The organism is Luteimonas huabeiensis HB2, from assembly GCF_000559025.1.
In the GTDB taxonomy this organism is placed as follows: Bacteria; Pseudomonadota; Gammaproteobacteria; order Xanthomonadales; family Xanthomonadaceae; genus Luteimonas; species Luteimonas huabeiensis.
The window spans coordinates 1-13,963 of sequence record NZ_JAAN01000005.1 but is presented as its reverse complement, the minus strand read 5'-3'; the positions used below and the strand labels follow the sequence as shown (position 1 = coordinate 13,963).

Annotated in this window: 12 protein-coding genes; 5 read left to right on the top strand and 7 right to left on the bottom strand. The window is 72.9% G+C overall.

Annotated elements, in window-relative coordinates:
* Together oleD and oleC are read right to left on the bottom strand one after the other, a co-directional pair.
* Positions 1 to 1,011, bottom strand: a complete 1,011-nt coding sequence (gene oleD, locus Z164_RS0100700; RefSeq protein WP_024888832.1) for a 2-alkyl-3-oxoalkanoate reductase — start codon at positions 1,009 to 1,011, stop codon at positions 1 to 3.
* Positions 1,008 to 2,822, bottom strand: coding sequence for an olefin beta-lactone synthetase (gene oleC, locus Z164_RS0100695; protein ID WP_081770001.1), 1,815 nt, complete (start codon positions 2,820 to 2,822; stop codon positions 1,008 to 1,010). Before oleC ends, oleD begins: the two co-directional genes overlap by 4 nt.
* Between oleC and Z164_RS19660 the strand changes: the two genes are divergently transcribed.
* On the top strand, positions 2,821 to 3,270 hold the full coding sequence (locus Z164_RS19660) for a YkgJ family cysteine cluster protein (RefSeq protein WP_024888830.1): 450 nt from the start codon (positions 2,821 to 2,823) through the stop codon (positions 3,268 to 3,270). The genes oleC and Z164_RS19660 overlap by 2 nt on opposite strands.
* Before the next feature lie 11 nt (positions 3,271 to 3,281).
* Here the strand turns inward: Z164_RS19660 and Z164_RS0100685 are convergent, their stop codons facing one another.
* Positions 3,282 to 4,187 carry an alpha/beta fold hydrolase gene (locus tag Z164_RS0100685; protein WP_024888829.1) on the bottom strand — a complete coding sequence of 302 codons (906 nt, stop codon included), beginning with the start codon at positions 4,185 to 4,187 and terminating at the stop codon, positions 3,282 to 3,284.
* A gap of 201 nt (positions 4,188 to 4,388) precedes the next feature.
* On the opposite strand from Z164_RS0100685, the gene Z164_RS0100680 reads away from it, so the two are divergent.
* Both Z164_RS0100680 and Z164_RS0100675 read left to right on the top strand, forming a co-directional pair.
* The gene (locus Z164_RS0100680; RefSeq protein WP_024888828.1) at positions 4,389 to 6,101 is read left to right on the top strand and encodes a GAF domain-containing protein; all 1,713 of its coding nucleotides are present in this window, start codon (positions 4,389 to 4,391) and stop codon (positions 6,099 to 6,101) included.
* Between the two features lie 76 nt (positions 6,102 to 6,177).
* Positions 6,178 to 6,819: a TIGR00645 family protein gene (locus tag Z164_RS0100675; protein WP_024888827.1), complete on the top strand. Its 642-nt coding sequence runs from the start codon at positions 6,178 to 6,180 to the stop codon at positions 6,817 to 6,819.
* An 18-nt stretch (positions 6,820 to 6,837) separates the two neighbouring features.
* Here Z164_RS0100675 and Z164_RS0100670 read toward each other — a convergent pair whose 3' ends face one another.
* The 4 genes from Z164_RS0100670 to Z164_RS0100655 all read right to left on the bottom strand — a co-directional run bounded on the left by Z164_RS0100670 (position 6,838) and on the right by Z164_RS0100655 (position 12,500).
* Positions 6,838 to 7,917 (bottom strand): Fic family protein, encoded by a 1,080-nt coding sequence (locus tag Z164_RS0100670; protein ID WP_024888826.1) that lies wholly within the window; start codon positions 7,915 to 7,917, stop codon positions 6,838 to 6,840.
* A 99-nt stretch (positions 7,918 to 8,016) separates the two neighbouring features.
* The gene (locus tag Z164_RS0100665; RefSeq protein WP_024888825.1) at positions 8,017 to 9,033 is read right to left on the bottom strand and encodes a 3-oxoacyl-ACP synthase III; all 1,017 of its coding nucleotides are present in this window, start codon (positions 9,031 to 9,033) and stop codon (positions 8,017 to 8,019) included.
* A 124-nt stretch (positions 9,034 to 9,157) separates the two neighbouring features.
* Positions 9,158 to 9,487, bottom strand: coding sequence for a DUF4156 domain-containing protein (locus Z164_RS0100660; protein WP_043688882.1), 330 nt, complete (start codon positions 9,485 to 9,487; stop codon positions 9,158 to 9,160).
* Between the two features lie 130 nt (positions 9,488 to 9,617).
* Positions 9,618 to 12,500, bottom strand: coding sequence for a M16 family metallopeptidase (locus tag Z164_RS0100655; RefSeq protein ID WP_024888823.1), 2,883 nt, complete (start codon positions 12,498 to 12,500; stop codon positions 9,618 to 9,620).
* Positions 12,501 to 12,624: 124 nt separating this feature from the next.
* Here Z164_RS0100655 and Z164_RS0100650 point away from each other — a divergent pair, with 124 nt between their 5' ends.
* Positions 12,625 to 13,335 (top strand): SDR family oxidoreductase, encoded by a 711-nt coding sequence (locus Z164_RS0100650; RefSeq protein ID WP_024888822.1) that lies wholly within the window; start codon positions 12,625 to 12,627, stop codon positions 13,333 to 13,335.
* Between the two features lie 44 nt (positions 13,336 to 13,379).
* The gene (locus Z164_RS0100645; RefSeq protein WP_024888821.1) at positions 13,380 to 13,844 is read left to right on the top strand and encodes a tRNA (cytidine(34)-2'-O)-methyltransferase; all 465 of its coding nucleotides are present in this window, start codon (positions 13,380 to 13,382) and stop codon (positions 13,842 to 13,844) included.
* Positions 13,845 to 13,963: the final 119 nt, after the last annotated feature.

Here is a 13,963-nt window from a genome sequence, read left to right as displayed (position 1 = left end):
TCAGCGGGTGAGGGCTGCGCGCGTTTCCCAGCTGGCCTTCAGCCGGATGAGACCCTCGTGAATGCTCACCCTGGGCACGTAGCCGAAGTCGCGGGTGGCCGGCGCCATGTCGTACCAGTGCGTGGTCGCCAGCTGCTCGGCGAGGAAGCGGGTCATCGGCGGCTCGTCGCGGCGGCGCAGCAACGGCCACAGCGCCTCGCAGGCCGCGCCCGCGGCGTAGGCGACCCGGAACGGGATCGTCTTCTCCACCCGTGGCGCGCCGGCCGCGTCCAGCAGCGCGTTCACGATCTCGCGCACGGCCATCGGCTCGCCGTTGCTGATGAAGTAGGCGCGCCCGGCGCAGGCCGCGCCGGGCGCCAGGTGGGCGAAGGCGTCCAGGTGCGCCTGCGCGGCGTTGTCGATGTAGGTGGTGTCGATCCGGTTGCGTCCGTCGCCGACCCAGCGCAGGCGGCCGGCGTGCGCGCGCTCGACCAGGCGCGGCAGCAGCTGGTTGTCGCCCGGCCCCCAGATCAGGCGCGGGCGCAGCGCGACGGTCGCCAGGTCGGGGCCGTTCGCGGCGAGCACCGCCTCCTCGGCGATGCGCTTGGTCGCCGCGTAGGGCGCCTTGAGGTCCTCGCCGTAGGGCACGGTATCGGCGGTGCCGCCCTCCACCGGGCGGGTCGCGCGATGGGTGACGCTGGGCGTGGAGGTGTACACCAGCCGGCCGATGCCCTGCGCGCGGCAGGCCTCGATCACGTTGCGGGTGCCGACCACGTTGGCCCGGTGGTAGCTGTCGTAGCTGCCCCAGGCGCCGGCCTTGGCGGCGTTGTGGAACACCGCCCCGGCGCCGCGCAGCGCCTCGCGCACGGCGGCGAAGTCGGCGAGGTCGCCGCGCACCTGCTGCACGCCGATGGCGTCGAGCTGCGGATACAGGCCGCGATTGAAGCTGACCACGTCGTGGCCCTGCGCCACCAGGCCGCGGCACAGCGCCTGGCCGAGAAAGCCGCCGCCGCCGGTCACCACCACCCTCATGCGCTCGCCCCCTGCGCCGCGGCGCGCCGCCGCAGGCGCTGCGTCGCCCAGGCGGCCAGCCGCTCGCGGCCGATCTTGGCGTTGTGGCGGATGTCGACCGGGAAACCCGGATGGAACAGGAACAGGGCGATGCCGGCGGTGTGCGGGTAACGCGCGCCGATCTCGCGCAGCTCCGCGGCGATGCGGTTGCGCGCGGCGGCGTCCGCGCTGCCGCGCACCTCCACGCACAGCACCGGCGTCTGCGCCGGCGCCTCGCCGACGCCGACCAGCGCGGTGCGCGCCACCTGCGGATGGACGTTGAACACCGGCTCCACCTGCTCGGTGTAGAGCGTGCCGTCGCGGGTGCGCACGCGGTGCGACTTGCGGCCGCAGAACCACAACCGGCCGTCCTCGTCGAACCAGCCCAGATCGCCCATCCGGTGCACCGTGCGCACGCGTCCGTCCGGCAGGGACTCGGCGATCTTGGCCAGCCGGGTCTGCGCCTCGCGGTTGTAGTACGTATCGGTGACGGTCGGGCCGGCGACGGTGATCTCGCCGATCTCGCCATCGGGCAGCACCTCGGCCTGGCTCCAGTCGGCGATGGCGTCGTCGCGGGTGCGCACGATGCGCACCGTGTTGGGCGGCACCGGCCGGCCGACGCAGGTTCCGGCGCCGGCCTCGGTGCGCGCGCGCAGCGCGACCAGCTCGGCGCCCTCGATCGCCGCCACCGGCAGGCACTCGGTGGCGCCGTAGGGCGTCCAGAAGCGGGCATCGGCCGGCAGCAGCTCGCGCATGCGCGCGACCACGTCGCCGGGCACCGGCGCGCCGGCGGAGATCGCCCGGCGCAGCCGCGGCAGCGGCCGGCCGTGCTCGGCCAGCACCCGCATCAGCGCCGGCGAGCCGAACAGCTGGTCGACGCCGAAGCGCTCGATCGCGCGGTGCAGCTTGATCGGATCGGCCGCGGCCGGCCGGGTCGGGTCCATGTCGGGCACGATCGAGGTCAGGCCCAGGGCCGGGCCGAACAGCGCGAACGGCGGGAAGGTCGGCAGGTCCACCCCGCCCGGCGCGATGCCGAAGGCGGTGCGCATCATCTCGATCTGGGCGACGAAGTGCCGGTGCCGGTAGACCACGCCCTTGGGCACCCCGGTCGAGCCGCTGGTGAACAGGATCGCGGCCACGTCGTCGGGCGCGGTGGCGGCCAGTTGCGGCCCCGCGCCGGCGCCGGCGCGCTCCACCTCGGCCAGGGTGGCATCGGCCAGCAGGCGCCGCGCGCCGGTGGTGACGCGCACCCGCGCCGAGCGCGCCCAGCCCAGCAGCGCGCGGGCGACGTGCGCCAGCGGAATGCCGACGAACGCCTCCGCCTCCGCCTCGTCCAGGCACTGCTTCAGCGCGCGCTTGTCGATGCCGGGATCGACCAGCACCGGCACCGCGCCGGCCTTGAACAGCGCGAACATCAGCAGGAAGAACTCGGGCGTCGGCCGCACCATCACCACGGTGCGGGTGCCGCGCGCGATGCCGTGGCGGGCGAGGCCGGCGGCGATGGCGTCGCTGCGCGCGTCGAGCTCGCCGTAGGTGAGCGCGACGTCGTAGGCGCCGGCACGGCCCGGGCAGTGCATGGCGACCCGGTCGGCGCGTTCGGCGGCCAGGCGCGGCAGGACGGCGGCGATGTTGCAGGGGGCGTCGGGCGGGGCGGGGTCTGCGGTACTCACCGCGACAGGATACCGTCCCGCCGCGACGGGGCGCCGAAACGCTTGCCGCCGCCGGGGCGCAGCGTGGAAAATTCCGCGCCTCTCGCATCCCGCCTCCCCCCCCACCCACGCCGACGCACGCATGCCCCATCCGTGCCTGAGTTGCGGTGCCTGCTGCGCGCACTACCGCGTCGGCTTCCATTGGTCCGAGGCCGCGCCCGAACTCGGCGGACAGGTGCCGCCCGAACTGGCCGAGGTGCTCGATGGCCACCGCCTGGCGATGCGCGGCACCTGGGCCGAGCGCCCACGCTGCATCGCCCTCGATGCCGAGATCGGCGTGCGCGCCTGCTGCACCATCCACCCGCGGCGGCCGAGCGTGTGCCGCGAGGTCTGGCCGTCGTGGGAGGACGGCCGGGGCGCCAGCCCGCAGTGCGACCGCGCCCGGCTCGCCCACGGCCTGCCGGCGCTCGCGCCGTCCGACTGGGCGGCCGATCGGCGGATCGCGATCGAGGTGACGGTGCTGCCGGCCGGCGCCGAAGGCGCACCCGCGATCGAGGCGGCGGCCGTCGTCGCGGCGCCGCTCGGCGGCTGAGCGGGAGCCGGTCAGCCCGTCGAGCGCGCCGCGATCGGGTGGGCGTCGAGGAAGGCGCGGATGCGCGGCACCAGCACTGCGTGCTTGTCCTCGAGCACGTAATGGCCGGCGTCATCCCAGGCGTGTACCTCGGCCTGCGGCAGCGCGGCGCGGAAGCCATCGAGGAAGTGGTGGTCGAACACGAAGTCCTTCAGGCCCCAGCCGATGAAGGCGGGCCGGTCGGCATAGGACGGCAGCGCGCGGCCGGCGGCTTCCAGCAGCGGCCAGGCGGCGTCGCCGGGGCCGAGCGGGATGTCCTGCATGAAGCGCACCGTGGCGATGCGGTGGGCCCAGGAATCGTAGGGCGCGACGTAGGCGCGGCGCACTGCGGCGGGCATGCGGCGCTCCACGCCCAGCCAGGCGGCGCCGACGGCGAACGCATTGAAGCCGCGGATCGCCAGCTCGCCTACCTTCCAGTCGCGGCCCAGCGCGATCTGCCAGGGCATGCGCTTGGCCGCCGGCATCGGGAACGCGGCGGTGTTGAGGATCACCAGCCGGCGCACCCGCGCCGGGTCGCGCAGCGCCCAGCCGAAGCCGATCATCCCGCCCCAGTCGTGCGCCGCCAGCGTCACCGGCCCGCGGACGCCGAGCCCGTCGAGCACCGCGTCCAGGTCCTCGACGCGGGATCGCAGCGTGTAGCGGTAGTCGGCGTCGCCCGGCTTGTCGGACAGCCCCATGCCCATGTGGTCGGGCACGATGCAGCGGTAGCGGTCGCGCAGGCCCAGCACGAGGTGGCGCCAGTAGTAGCTCCACGACGGGTTGCCGTGGACCATGACCACGGGCTCGCCGTCGCGCGGGCCTTCGTCCAGGACGTGCAGCCGCAGGCCGGGGCGCACCTCCAGGCGGCGCCCGGCGAAGGGATAGTCGGGAAGATGCACGGCGGCCGGGTCGGGAACGATGGGCGGGCCATTGTAGGCAATCCCGCGCCGCCTGCCCGCCGATCATGTAGCTGAATCCACGCGCGTCCGGAGCCGGGTATGCTCGATGCGCATCGACCGCCGCCTGCGGAACGGATCGCCGCTCCGCGCGTCGGAAGGCCGCCGGCCCGCCGGTCGCCGGCGGTCGATCCAGGAGCCTTCATGACCCATGCCGTCCATCGCGCCACCGCCGCCTGCGCCGAGGAGCCGATCCACCTGTCCGGCGCGATCCAGCCGCACGGGTTCCTGATCAGCTGCGCGTTGCCGGACTGGACCATCCGCCACGTCTCGGCCAACGTGGAGGCGCTCACCGGCGCGAGCACGGACGAGATGCTCGGGCGCACCCTGCGCGAATTCTTCACCGACGACCTGATCGGCCCGATCGCCGAAACGATCGGCTTCAGCGAACCGGGGGGGCCTTCGCAGCGCGCGGTGGTCGGCAACATCGGCCCGCTGGCGCAGCTGTGCGACGTCTGCGTGCACGCCGCCGAGGGCCTGGTGCACCTGGAGATCGAGGTCCAGCCGCGCGACGCCGCCGCCGAGCGCTCGCCGAGCGCGGTCGCGCAGGCGATGATCGCGCGGCTGGCGGACGACGACGCCGGCGACGACTTCAACCAGCAGGTGGCCGAGCAGGTCCGCCTGCTGACCGGCTACGACCGGGTCCTGGTCTACCGCTTCCGCCACGACGATGCCGGCGAGGTGATCGCGGAGTCGCGCGACTCCGGGATGCCCTCCTACCTGGGCCTGCGCTATCCCGCCACCGACATCCCGCCGCAGGCCCGCGCGCTGTACCTGCGCAACCGCGTGCGGGTGATCCCGGACGCGTCCTACGTGCCGGTGCCGCTGGTGCCCGGCCGTCACCCGGACGGCCGCCCGCTGGATCTCAGCCAGCACGCGCTGCGCAGCGTTTCGCCGGTGCACATGCAGTACTTGCGCAACATGGGCGTGGCCGCCTCGGCCTCGATCTCGATCGTCTCCGGCGGCCGCCTGTGGGGGCTGATCGCCTGCCACCACCGCAGCCCGCGCCGGCTGTCGCCCGGCGTGCGCGCCGCCGCCGACCTGTTCGGGCTGTTCGTGTCGATGCGCGTGGCCGCGCGCGAGCAGCAGCGCGCGCTCGCCGCCGAGGACGCCGCCCGCAGCGCGCGCGACACCCTGGCGCTGCGGCTGGACGCAGCCGCCGACCCGCGCCTGGCCGCGATCGGCGAGCTCGACCTGCTCCAGCGCACGATCGACTGCGACGGCGTGGCGATCGCGTTCGACGGGCGTTGGCACACCGCCGGACGCGCGCCCGCAGCCGGCCTGATGCCGGCGCTGCTGGCCTGGGCCGGCCGATGCGCCGCGCCCGCTCCGGCCGCCACCCGCATGGCCGCCGACTGGAGCCCGGACGGCCGCGCCTACGACGGACTGGCCGGCGTGCTGGCGATGCCGCTGGACGCGCGGGCGGAGGATTGGCTGTTCTTCTTCCGCTGCGAGGAACTGGAGGAGATCCGCTGGGCCGGCGCGCCCGCCGAACCCATGCAGCCCGACGCCGGCGGCGAGCGCCTCGGCCCGCGCGCCAGCTTCGCCGCCTGGCACGAGACGGTGCGCGGCCGCAGCGTGGCCTGGCGCGACGCGGACTTCCGCGCCGCCGAACGCCTGTCGCTGCTGCTGCGCGAGAGCGACCGCCGCGGCGCCTCGCGCTCGGAAGTCAGCGAGCTGCGCGCCTTCCGCGCCCGCACCGAGGTCCGCGACCAGCGCCAGCGCCTGCTGCAGATGTCCGAACTGCTCGAGGGCCTGGCCCACGTGCGGCCCGACGACGCCGCCCGCCTGGCCGACCGCATCGGCTCGCTGGAGGCCGAACTGCAATCGCTGATCGCCAGCCGCGCGCCGCATTGAGCGGCCGCGCCGGCGGCGCTTGGCAAAGGGCGGGCGCTGCCGCTACATTGCGCGCGCCCTCCCCCTCGGCGCCCCCATGTCCCCGCCTTCGTCCACCCGGCCGCTCAACCCGCTGGCCGCGCTCATCTTCAGTTCCCGCTGGCTGCAGCTGCCGCTCTACCTGGGGCTGATCGTCGCCCAGGGCGTCTACGTCGTCCTGTTCGTCAAGGAACTCTGGCACCTGATCCACGGCGCCGGCAGCCTCGGCGAGCAGGCGATCATGCTGATCGTGCTGGGCCTGATCGACGTGGTGATGATCTCCAACCTGCTGGTGATGGTGATCGTCGGCGGCTACGAGACCTTCGTGTCGCGGCTGCGGCTGGAAGGCCACCCGGACCAGCCGGAATGGCTGTCGCACGTCAACGCCAGCGTGCTCAAGGTGAAGCTGGCGATGGCCATCATCGGCATCAGCTCGATCCACCTGCTCAAGACCTTCATCGAGGCCGGCATGGCCGGCGGCCTGCCGCTGTGCGGCACCGTCGAGGCGCTGCAGGCCGCGCAGGCCTACGCCCAGCTCGGCGGCGCCGCCAGCGCGCGCACCTGCACCACCTACACCGCCGACGGCATCATGTGGCAGGCGATCATCCACGCCATCTTCATCCTCTCGGCCATCGGCATCGCCTGGACCGACCGGCTGATGCAGCACACCGCGAGCCGGCGCGAGCACCAGGCCGGATAGGCCTGATGCTCGCGCGCTTCATGCGCCTGCCCGCGCCTCGCCGCTGGACAGCAGTTCGAACAACGGACGGTTCACGTAGTAGTTGTGACGTCCGACCCGGCGCTTTTCCAGCAGGCCATCCGAAGCCAGCAGATCGAGATAGCGTGTCGCGGTGACCCGCGACACGCCGAGTTCGCGCTGCACGAACTCGACGCGCGTATACGGGTGATTGAATAGATTGTTGATCAAGTCCTGGCTATAGAACTTGTAGCCCGCCCGGATACGTTGCTTGGTGGCGTGCAGCAGACCGCGTATGGCATGGATGGTCTCCACGGTTTCCGCAGCCGTGTTCGCCACCGCATCGAGCATGTAGATCACCCATTCCTCCCATGCGTCCTCGTCCCGCACGGCCTGCAGAAGCCGGTAGTAATCCGGCTTGGTCCTCACGATATGGCGGCTCAAGTACAGGACCGGGATATCGAGCAGCCCTTCCTTGACCAGATAGAGCACGTTGACGATCCGTCCGGTCCGGCCGTTGCCGTCGTAGAACGGATGGATGCTCTCGAACTGATGATGGATCAGCGCCATTCGCACCAGGGGATCGATGGCGTCGGCGGGCTCGTCATGGATGAACCGCTCCAGCTCGCCCATCAGCCGGACCACCTCGTTCGGATCCTGCGGCGGCTCGTAGACAACCCGACCGGCACCGTCGCGCAACGCCGTTCCAGGCAGCCGGCGGAAGCCGGCGCGGTTGCACTCGAGCTGCTCCTGGACACCGAGAATCGTGTTGAGCGTGAGCAACCCGGATGCGCGGACCTGCGCATAGCCGGCGCGCAGCGCCTGCCGATAGCGCAGAACCTCCTTGACCGCGGTACCGGCGGCATCGGCCGGATCTTCCTGGCGATAGAGATCGTCCTGGGTCGTGACGATGTTCTCGATGGCGGAACTGTCCCGCGCCTCCTGCAAGGTCAGGGTGCTGATCAGGATGTCCTGATTGGGAATGCTGGCCGCGACCCCCTTCAGTTCCGCCAGATGGCGGCTGGCGAGGTTCAGACGCTTCAGGATCGGCGCGGTATCGAAGCGTTCCGGGCTGAGCCGTTGAAGGGGAAGCACGCCCATGCCCGCATCTTCATGCAAAGAAATTCCGGTTTTTTATACATGTCCGGGCGCTCATGTTCAATCCAGGCCCGAATCGATGCATGTCGCCGGAACGGCGGGCTACCAGACCACCTCGGCCATCGAGCAGTTCAGGCCGGAGCCGATGCCGAGCAGGGCGACGCGGCTGCCCTTCTTGAGGCGGCCGTTCTCGCGCAGCTTCGACAGCACGATCGGCACCGAGGCCGGGCCGATGTTGCCGTGCTCGCCGAAGATGGTCATGACCTTCTTCGGGTCGATGTTGAAGGCCTTGATGAAGGCGGCGGTGTGCGCCTTGCTGACCTGGTGGATGACGAATTCGTCCAGTTCCTCCACCGCCCAGCCGAGCTTGGCCTTGGCGGCCACGAAAGTCTTCTGCGCCAGCTTGATGCCCTCGATCAGCAGCATGCGGGTGTCGGTGACCATGCGGTCGAGGTTGCCCCGGCACAGGGTGTTCCACTCGGTGGCCGCGCGGGTCACGCCGCCCTTGTAGCGCGGCGCGCCCGGCGCCAGCTCGGCGCGCGCGAGCACCATCGCCGCCGCGCCGCAGCCCAGGGTCAGGGTGGCCAGCTCGTTGCGGAAGTCCGCCTCGGTGGCCTCCGGGCGCAGCAGGCGCTCGATGGTCTTCTCGTAGGCGAGGTTGGCGGTCTCGCCGTCGACCACCAGCGCGTAGTCGATCTCGCCGCGCTCGATCATGCGGCTGGCCACGTCCATGCCGTTGAGGAAGGCCAGGCAGGCGTTGGCGAGGTCGAAGTTCTGGCAGGTGTCGGACAGCCCCAGGTTGCCGCTGACGATGCTGGCGGTGGACGGCTCCAGGTAGTCGCGGCTGACCGAGGTGTTGACCAGCAGGCCGATGCGTGACGGATCGATGCCCGCGTCGCCCAGCGCCTTGACCGCGGCCAGGGTGGCGGCGTCGGAGGCCTGCACCTCGTCGTCCCACAGCCGGCGCTCGTGGATGCCGGCGATGTCCTGCAGCACGTCGATGCGGATGTCGAGCCGCTCGAGGGTGGGCTTCAGGCGCGCGTTGATCTCGTCCGAGGACAGCCGCCGCGGCGCGTCGATGTGGGCGAGGCCGGCGATGGCGACGTGTTGGAACAGCATGGGCGCGGGACCGGGAGACTGGAAAAAGGTGACATAGGGTACCGGCTTCCGGCGCCCGCCGCATGCGCGGCGCCCGGCGGGCCTGAACGCGCGCCGTGGCCGGCCCCCAGGGGCCGGAGCGCGCTCAGCCGCCGCAGCGCCAGGCCGCGAACCGCTGGCTGCCGGCGACCGGCGGGGCCAGCGGATGCACCGTGTCGGCACCGAGCCCCGGCGCCTCGTTGCGGGCCAGGGTCTCCAGCTCCTCGCGCACGCGCAGCGGGTTGCGCTCGACGAAGGCCACGCTGTGCTTGACCGAGACCTCGACCTCGCCGCGCTTCTCGCAGCCGGTCGGCGCGGAGGCGGCCACGCGCACCGCACTGGCGCCCGGCGCCATGTGGACCCAGGTACAGCCGGAGACGCTCGCCGCCGCCGCGAGCGCCAGCGGAAGCAGGGGACGGAAACGGGATTCGCGCATGGGGCAACTCCTGGCGGGTCGTGGGCGGCCGCGCGGGGCGACCTGCGGAAAAACACGTACGCATGCGGCGACCGAGCGCGTCTGCGGCGCCCGCGCCGCTCGCCGGCCCGGCCGCAGCGGCGCCGGCGCTTCAGTCGGCGCGCGGCAGCGGCCGGCCATCGGCATCGACCACGGTGGCCTCGCCGAGTTCCAGCGCGCGCACCGGCGCCTCGATCTTCGACAGGTCGCCCACGATCACCCAGGTCAGCCGCTCCGGATCGATCGTCGCGGCCGCCGCGCGCACCTGCTCCGGCGTCAGCGCCTCGATCTCCGCGCGCCGCCGCGCCACGTAGTCGTCCGGCCGGCCGTAGCGCACGATGCCGCCGATCTCCGCCAGCACCGCGCTCGCGGTCTCGTAGGCGCCGGGCAGCCCGCGGATCTCAGTGGCCTGGATCTTGGCGACCTCGTCGGCCGTCGGCGGGCGCGCGCCGCTGGCGTACTCGGCGATCTCCCGGCGCATCTCCGCGATCGCCTCGGCGGTCTTGTCGATCTGCACCGGCGCCAGCGCGATCCACGGCCGCGGCCCGAGCGCGCCGACGGTGGTGGTGAACGCGCCGTAGGACCAGTGCTTGTCCTCGCGCAGGTTCATGTTGAGGCGCGAGGTGAAAGTCCCCCCGAGCACCGCGTTGGCGACGCCGAAGCGGATGGCGCCCGGGTCCTTGCTCGAGGGCACCAGCTGGCCGACGAAGAGGTTGGCCTGCACCGCGCCGGGCTGGTCCATCAGGTACACGCGCGTCGCGGCCGGGCGCGCCACCGCGTCCACGGCGACCGCCGCCGGCGCCTGGCCGCTGCCGCGCCAGTCGCCGAAGTGGCGCTCCAGCGCCGGCACGATCTCGTCCAGGGTGGTGTCGCCGACGACGATCAGGGTGGCGTCCTCGGGCCGCACCCAGTCGCGGTGGAAGGCGACCAGGTCGTCGCGGGTCAGCGCGGCGATCGAGTCCTCGGTGCCGGTGCCGCTGAGCGGGATCGCGTAGGGGTGGCCCTCGCCGTAGAGCAGCGGCGGCAGCACGCGCAGCGCGGCGCCGTTCGGGCGCGCCTTCTCCTGGCGGATGCCGGCGATCCAGGTCGCCTTGACGCGGTCGATGTCGGCCTGCTCGAAGCGCGGCGCGCGCACCATGTCGGCGTACAGCGCCAGCGACGGATCGAGCTGCTCCTTCAGCGCCGAGAGGTAGGCGCTGCCGCCGTCGAGCGAGGCGCTCGAGGACAGCACCGCGCCCAGCGATTCCGCGCGCTCGGCCAGCGCCAGCGCGTCGTACTCGCCCGCGCCCTCGTCGAGCATCGCCATCGCGAAGCCGGACGTCCCCAGGCGGCGCCCGCGATCGGCCGCGTAGCCGCCGCCGAACTCGTAGCTCAGCTGCACGACCGGGATGTCGCTGCGACGGGCCAGCACGACCCGGGTGCCGTTGGACAGCCGCGCGCGCTCGAGCTCGGGGAAGCGCAGTTCCGGGAAGGTCTCCGGCACCGGCACGCCGCGGCTGCGATCGACCTGCGGCGCGCCGTGCGTGTACTTCGGGTCCGGCGCCGGCAGTTCGAACGGCGCCGCCGCCACCGCCGGCTCCTCCGGGATCTCGCGGCGTTCGCCCGGCAGCACGGTCAGCACGTGGTCGCCCGAGGCCAGCCAGGCGCGGCCGGTCTCGGCCACCTGCGCCGGGGTCGAGGCGGCGACGACCTGCAGCGAGCGGCGGAAGCAGCCGGGATCGCCCTCGTAGACGGCGCACTCGGCCAGCACGTCGGCCTTGCCGCCGAAGCCGCCGATGCGCTCGATGCCGCGCACGAAGCCGGCGCGCACCGCGGTCTGCGCGCGCGCCAGCTCCTCCACGGTCGGCCCCTGCGCGAGCAGGCGATCGAGCTCCTCGTCGATGGCCGCTTCGACCCGCGCCGGATCGACGCCATCGCGCACGTTGGCCACGATCATGAAGCGCGAGCCCAGCTGGCCGCCCATGGCCATCGCGCTGACGCTGTCGACCAGGCGGTCCTGGTGCAGCAGGCGCCGATCCAGCCGCGAGGCGCGCGCGCCGCCCAGCACGTGGGCGAGCACCTGCAGCCGGTCCAGATCCGGGTTGCCGGCCTCGGCCACGTTCCACACGCGGTAGATCCGCGCCTGCGGGACCTTGTCCTCCAGCGTGCCGCGGGTGGTGGCCTCGCGCTTGGCCACGTCCACCGGCGGCTGCGCCATCGTCGGGCCGGCCGGGATGTGGCCGAAGTAGCGGGCCACCTTCTCGCGCGCGGTGGCCGCGTCGATGTCGCCGGCCAGCACCAGCACCGCGTTGTTCGGCCCGTACCAGGCGCGGAACCACTGCCGCACGTCGTCGAGCGTGGCCGCGTCCAGGTCGTTCATCGAACCGATGACGCTGTGCCGGTACGGGTGCCCCTCCGGGTACAGCGCCTTGCCCAGCACCTCCCAGACCTGGCCGTAGGGCTGGTTCTGCCCCTGCCGCTTCTCGTTCTGCACCACGCCGCGCTGCTCGTCGAGCGCGGCCTGGTCGATCGCGCCGAGCAGGTGCCCCATGCGGTCGGATTCCATCCACAGCGCCATGTCGAGCGCGGTGGTGGGCACGTTCTGGAAGTAGTTGGTGCGGTCCTGATTGGTGGTGCCGTTCATGTCGGTCGCGCCGACCCGTTCGAACGGCGCGAAGAACTCGCCGTCGTGGTGCTCGGAGCCCTGGAACATCAGGTGCTCGAACAGGTGAGCGAAGCCGGTGCGGCCGCGCGGCTCGTCCTTCGAGCCCACGTGATACCAGAGGTTGACCGCCACGATCGGCGCCTTGCGATCGGTATGCACCACCACGCGCAGGCCGTTGGGCAGGGTGAAGGTTTCGTAGGGAATGTCGACCGCGGCCTGCGTCGTCGCCGCGCGCGCGAGCGCCGCGGACGGCAGGAAGCCGGCGCCGGACGCCAGGCCCAGCACGCAGGCGAGCGTCGCGGTGCGCAGGCGGCGGAGGGGCCGGCCGGCGGGCGGGAACGCGATCGACATGAAGCTCTCCTTGGCGCGGGGCCGCATCTGAACAGGCGGCCATCGTAGCGCCCGCCGCCGCCGCGGACACTAGGCCACAAGTCCCGACCGCCCCGCGCGCCTCGCGCCGGTGCACACTGTGCGCATGGACCGACCCCGCACCGCTCTCGTCACCGGCGCCAACCGCGGCCTCGGGCTGCAGTTCGCCCGCCAGCTGCTCGCGCGCGGCGGCCACGTGGTCGCGACCTGTCGCGTGCCCGGCAAGGCCACCGCGCTCAACGCCCTGGCCGGCGAGCACCCCGGGCGGCTGCACGTGCTGCCGCTGGACGTGGCCGCGCCGAAGTCCCACGCCGAACTGGTGCGCGAGCTGCCGCTGGTGCTGGACGCCGACGCGCGCATCGACCTGCTGATCAACAACGCCGGCGTGCTGCATTCGGGCGAGCGCTTCGGCCAGCTGGGCCTGGACAACCTCGAGGACAGCTTCCGCACCAACGCAGCCGGGCCTTGCCTGCTGACCCAGGCGCTGGCGCCGCGGCTGGCCGACGGCGCGCGGGTGGTGAACCTGTCCTCGCGGCTGGGCGCGATCGGCCTGACCACGCGCTTCGGCACGCCGAGCTACGCCATCAGCAAGGCGGCGCTGAACATGGTCACCGCGCTGCTGGCGCGTGCGCTGGCCGAGCGCGGCATCGTGGTGGTGTCGGTGAGCCCGGGCTGGGCGCGGACCGACATGGGCGGGGCCGACGCCGAAGTCGCGCCCGAGGACGCGGTGGCCGGACTGCTCGCCCGGATCGACGCGCTCGCCCTCGACGACACCGGCAGCTTCTTCGACTGGCAGGGCGCCCCCGTCCCCTGGTGACACCGCGGCGCACGCACCGCCGCGCGGCCTGCCATCATCGACCGATGTTCGACGTCCTGCTCTACCAGCCCGAGATCCCGCCCAACACCGGCAACGCGATCCGGCTGTGCGCCAACACCGGCGCGCGGCTGCACCTGATCGCGCCGCTGGGTTTCTCGCTGGAGGACCGGCAACTGCGCCGCGCAGGCCTGGATTACCACGAGTACGCCCGCGTGCGCGTGCACGATTCGCTGGAGACCGCCCTGGCGGCGCTGCGCCCGCCGCGGCTGTTCGCGCTGTCCACCCGCAACAGCGTGCGCTACGACGCGCCGCGCTTCGTCGCGGGCGACGCCTTCCTGTTCGGCCCGGAGACCCGCGGCCTGCCGGACGCGGTGCTGGCGCAGGTGCCGGACGGCCAGCGCCTGCGCCTGCCGATGCGCCCGGGCAACCGCAGCCTCAACCTGTCGAACGCGGTGGCGGTGGTGGTGTTCGAGGCCTGGCGGCAACAGGGCTTCGCCGGCGGCGGCTAGCGCAAGCAGGGGGCATGTCGTCCCGTCTCCCGCAAGCGGGACCACATTGTCCCTTCTCCCGCAAGCGGGCGCATATCCTCTCTTCTCCCGCAAGCGGGACATGTTGTTCCTTCTCCCGC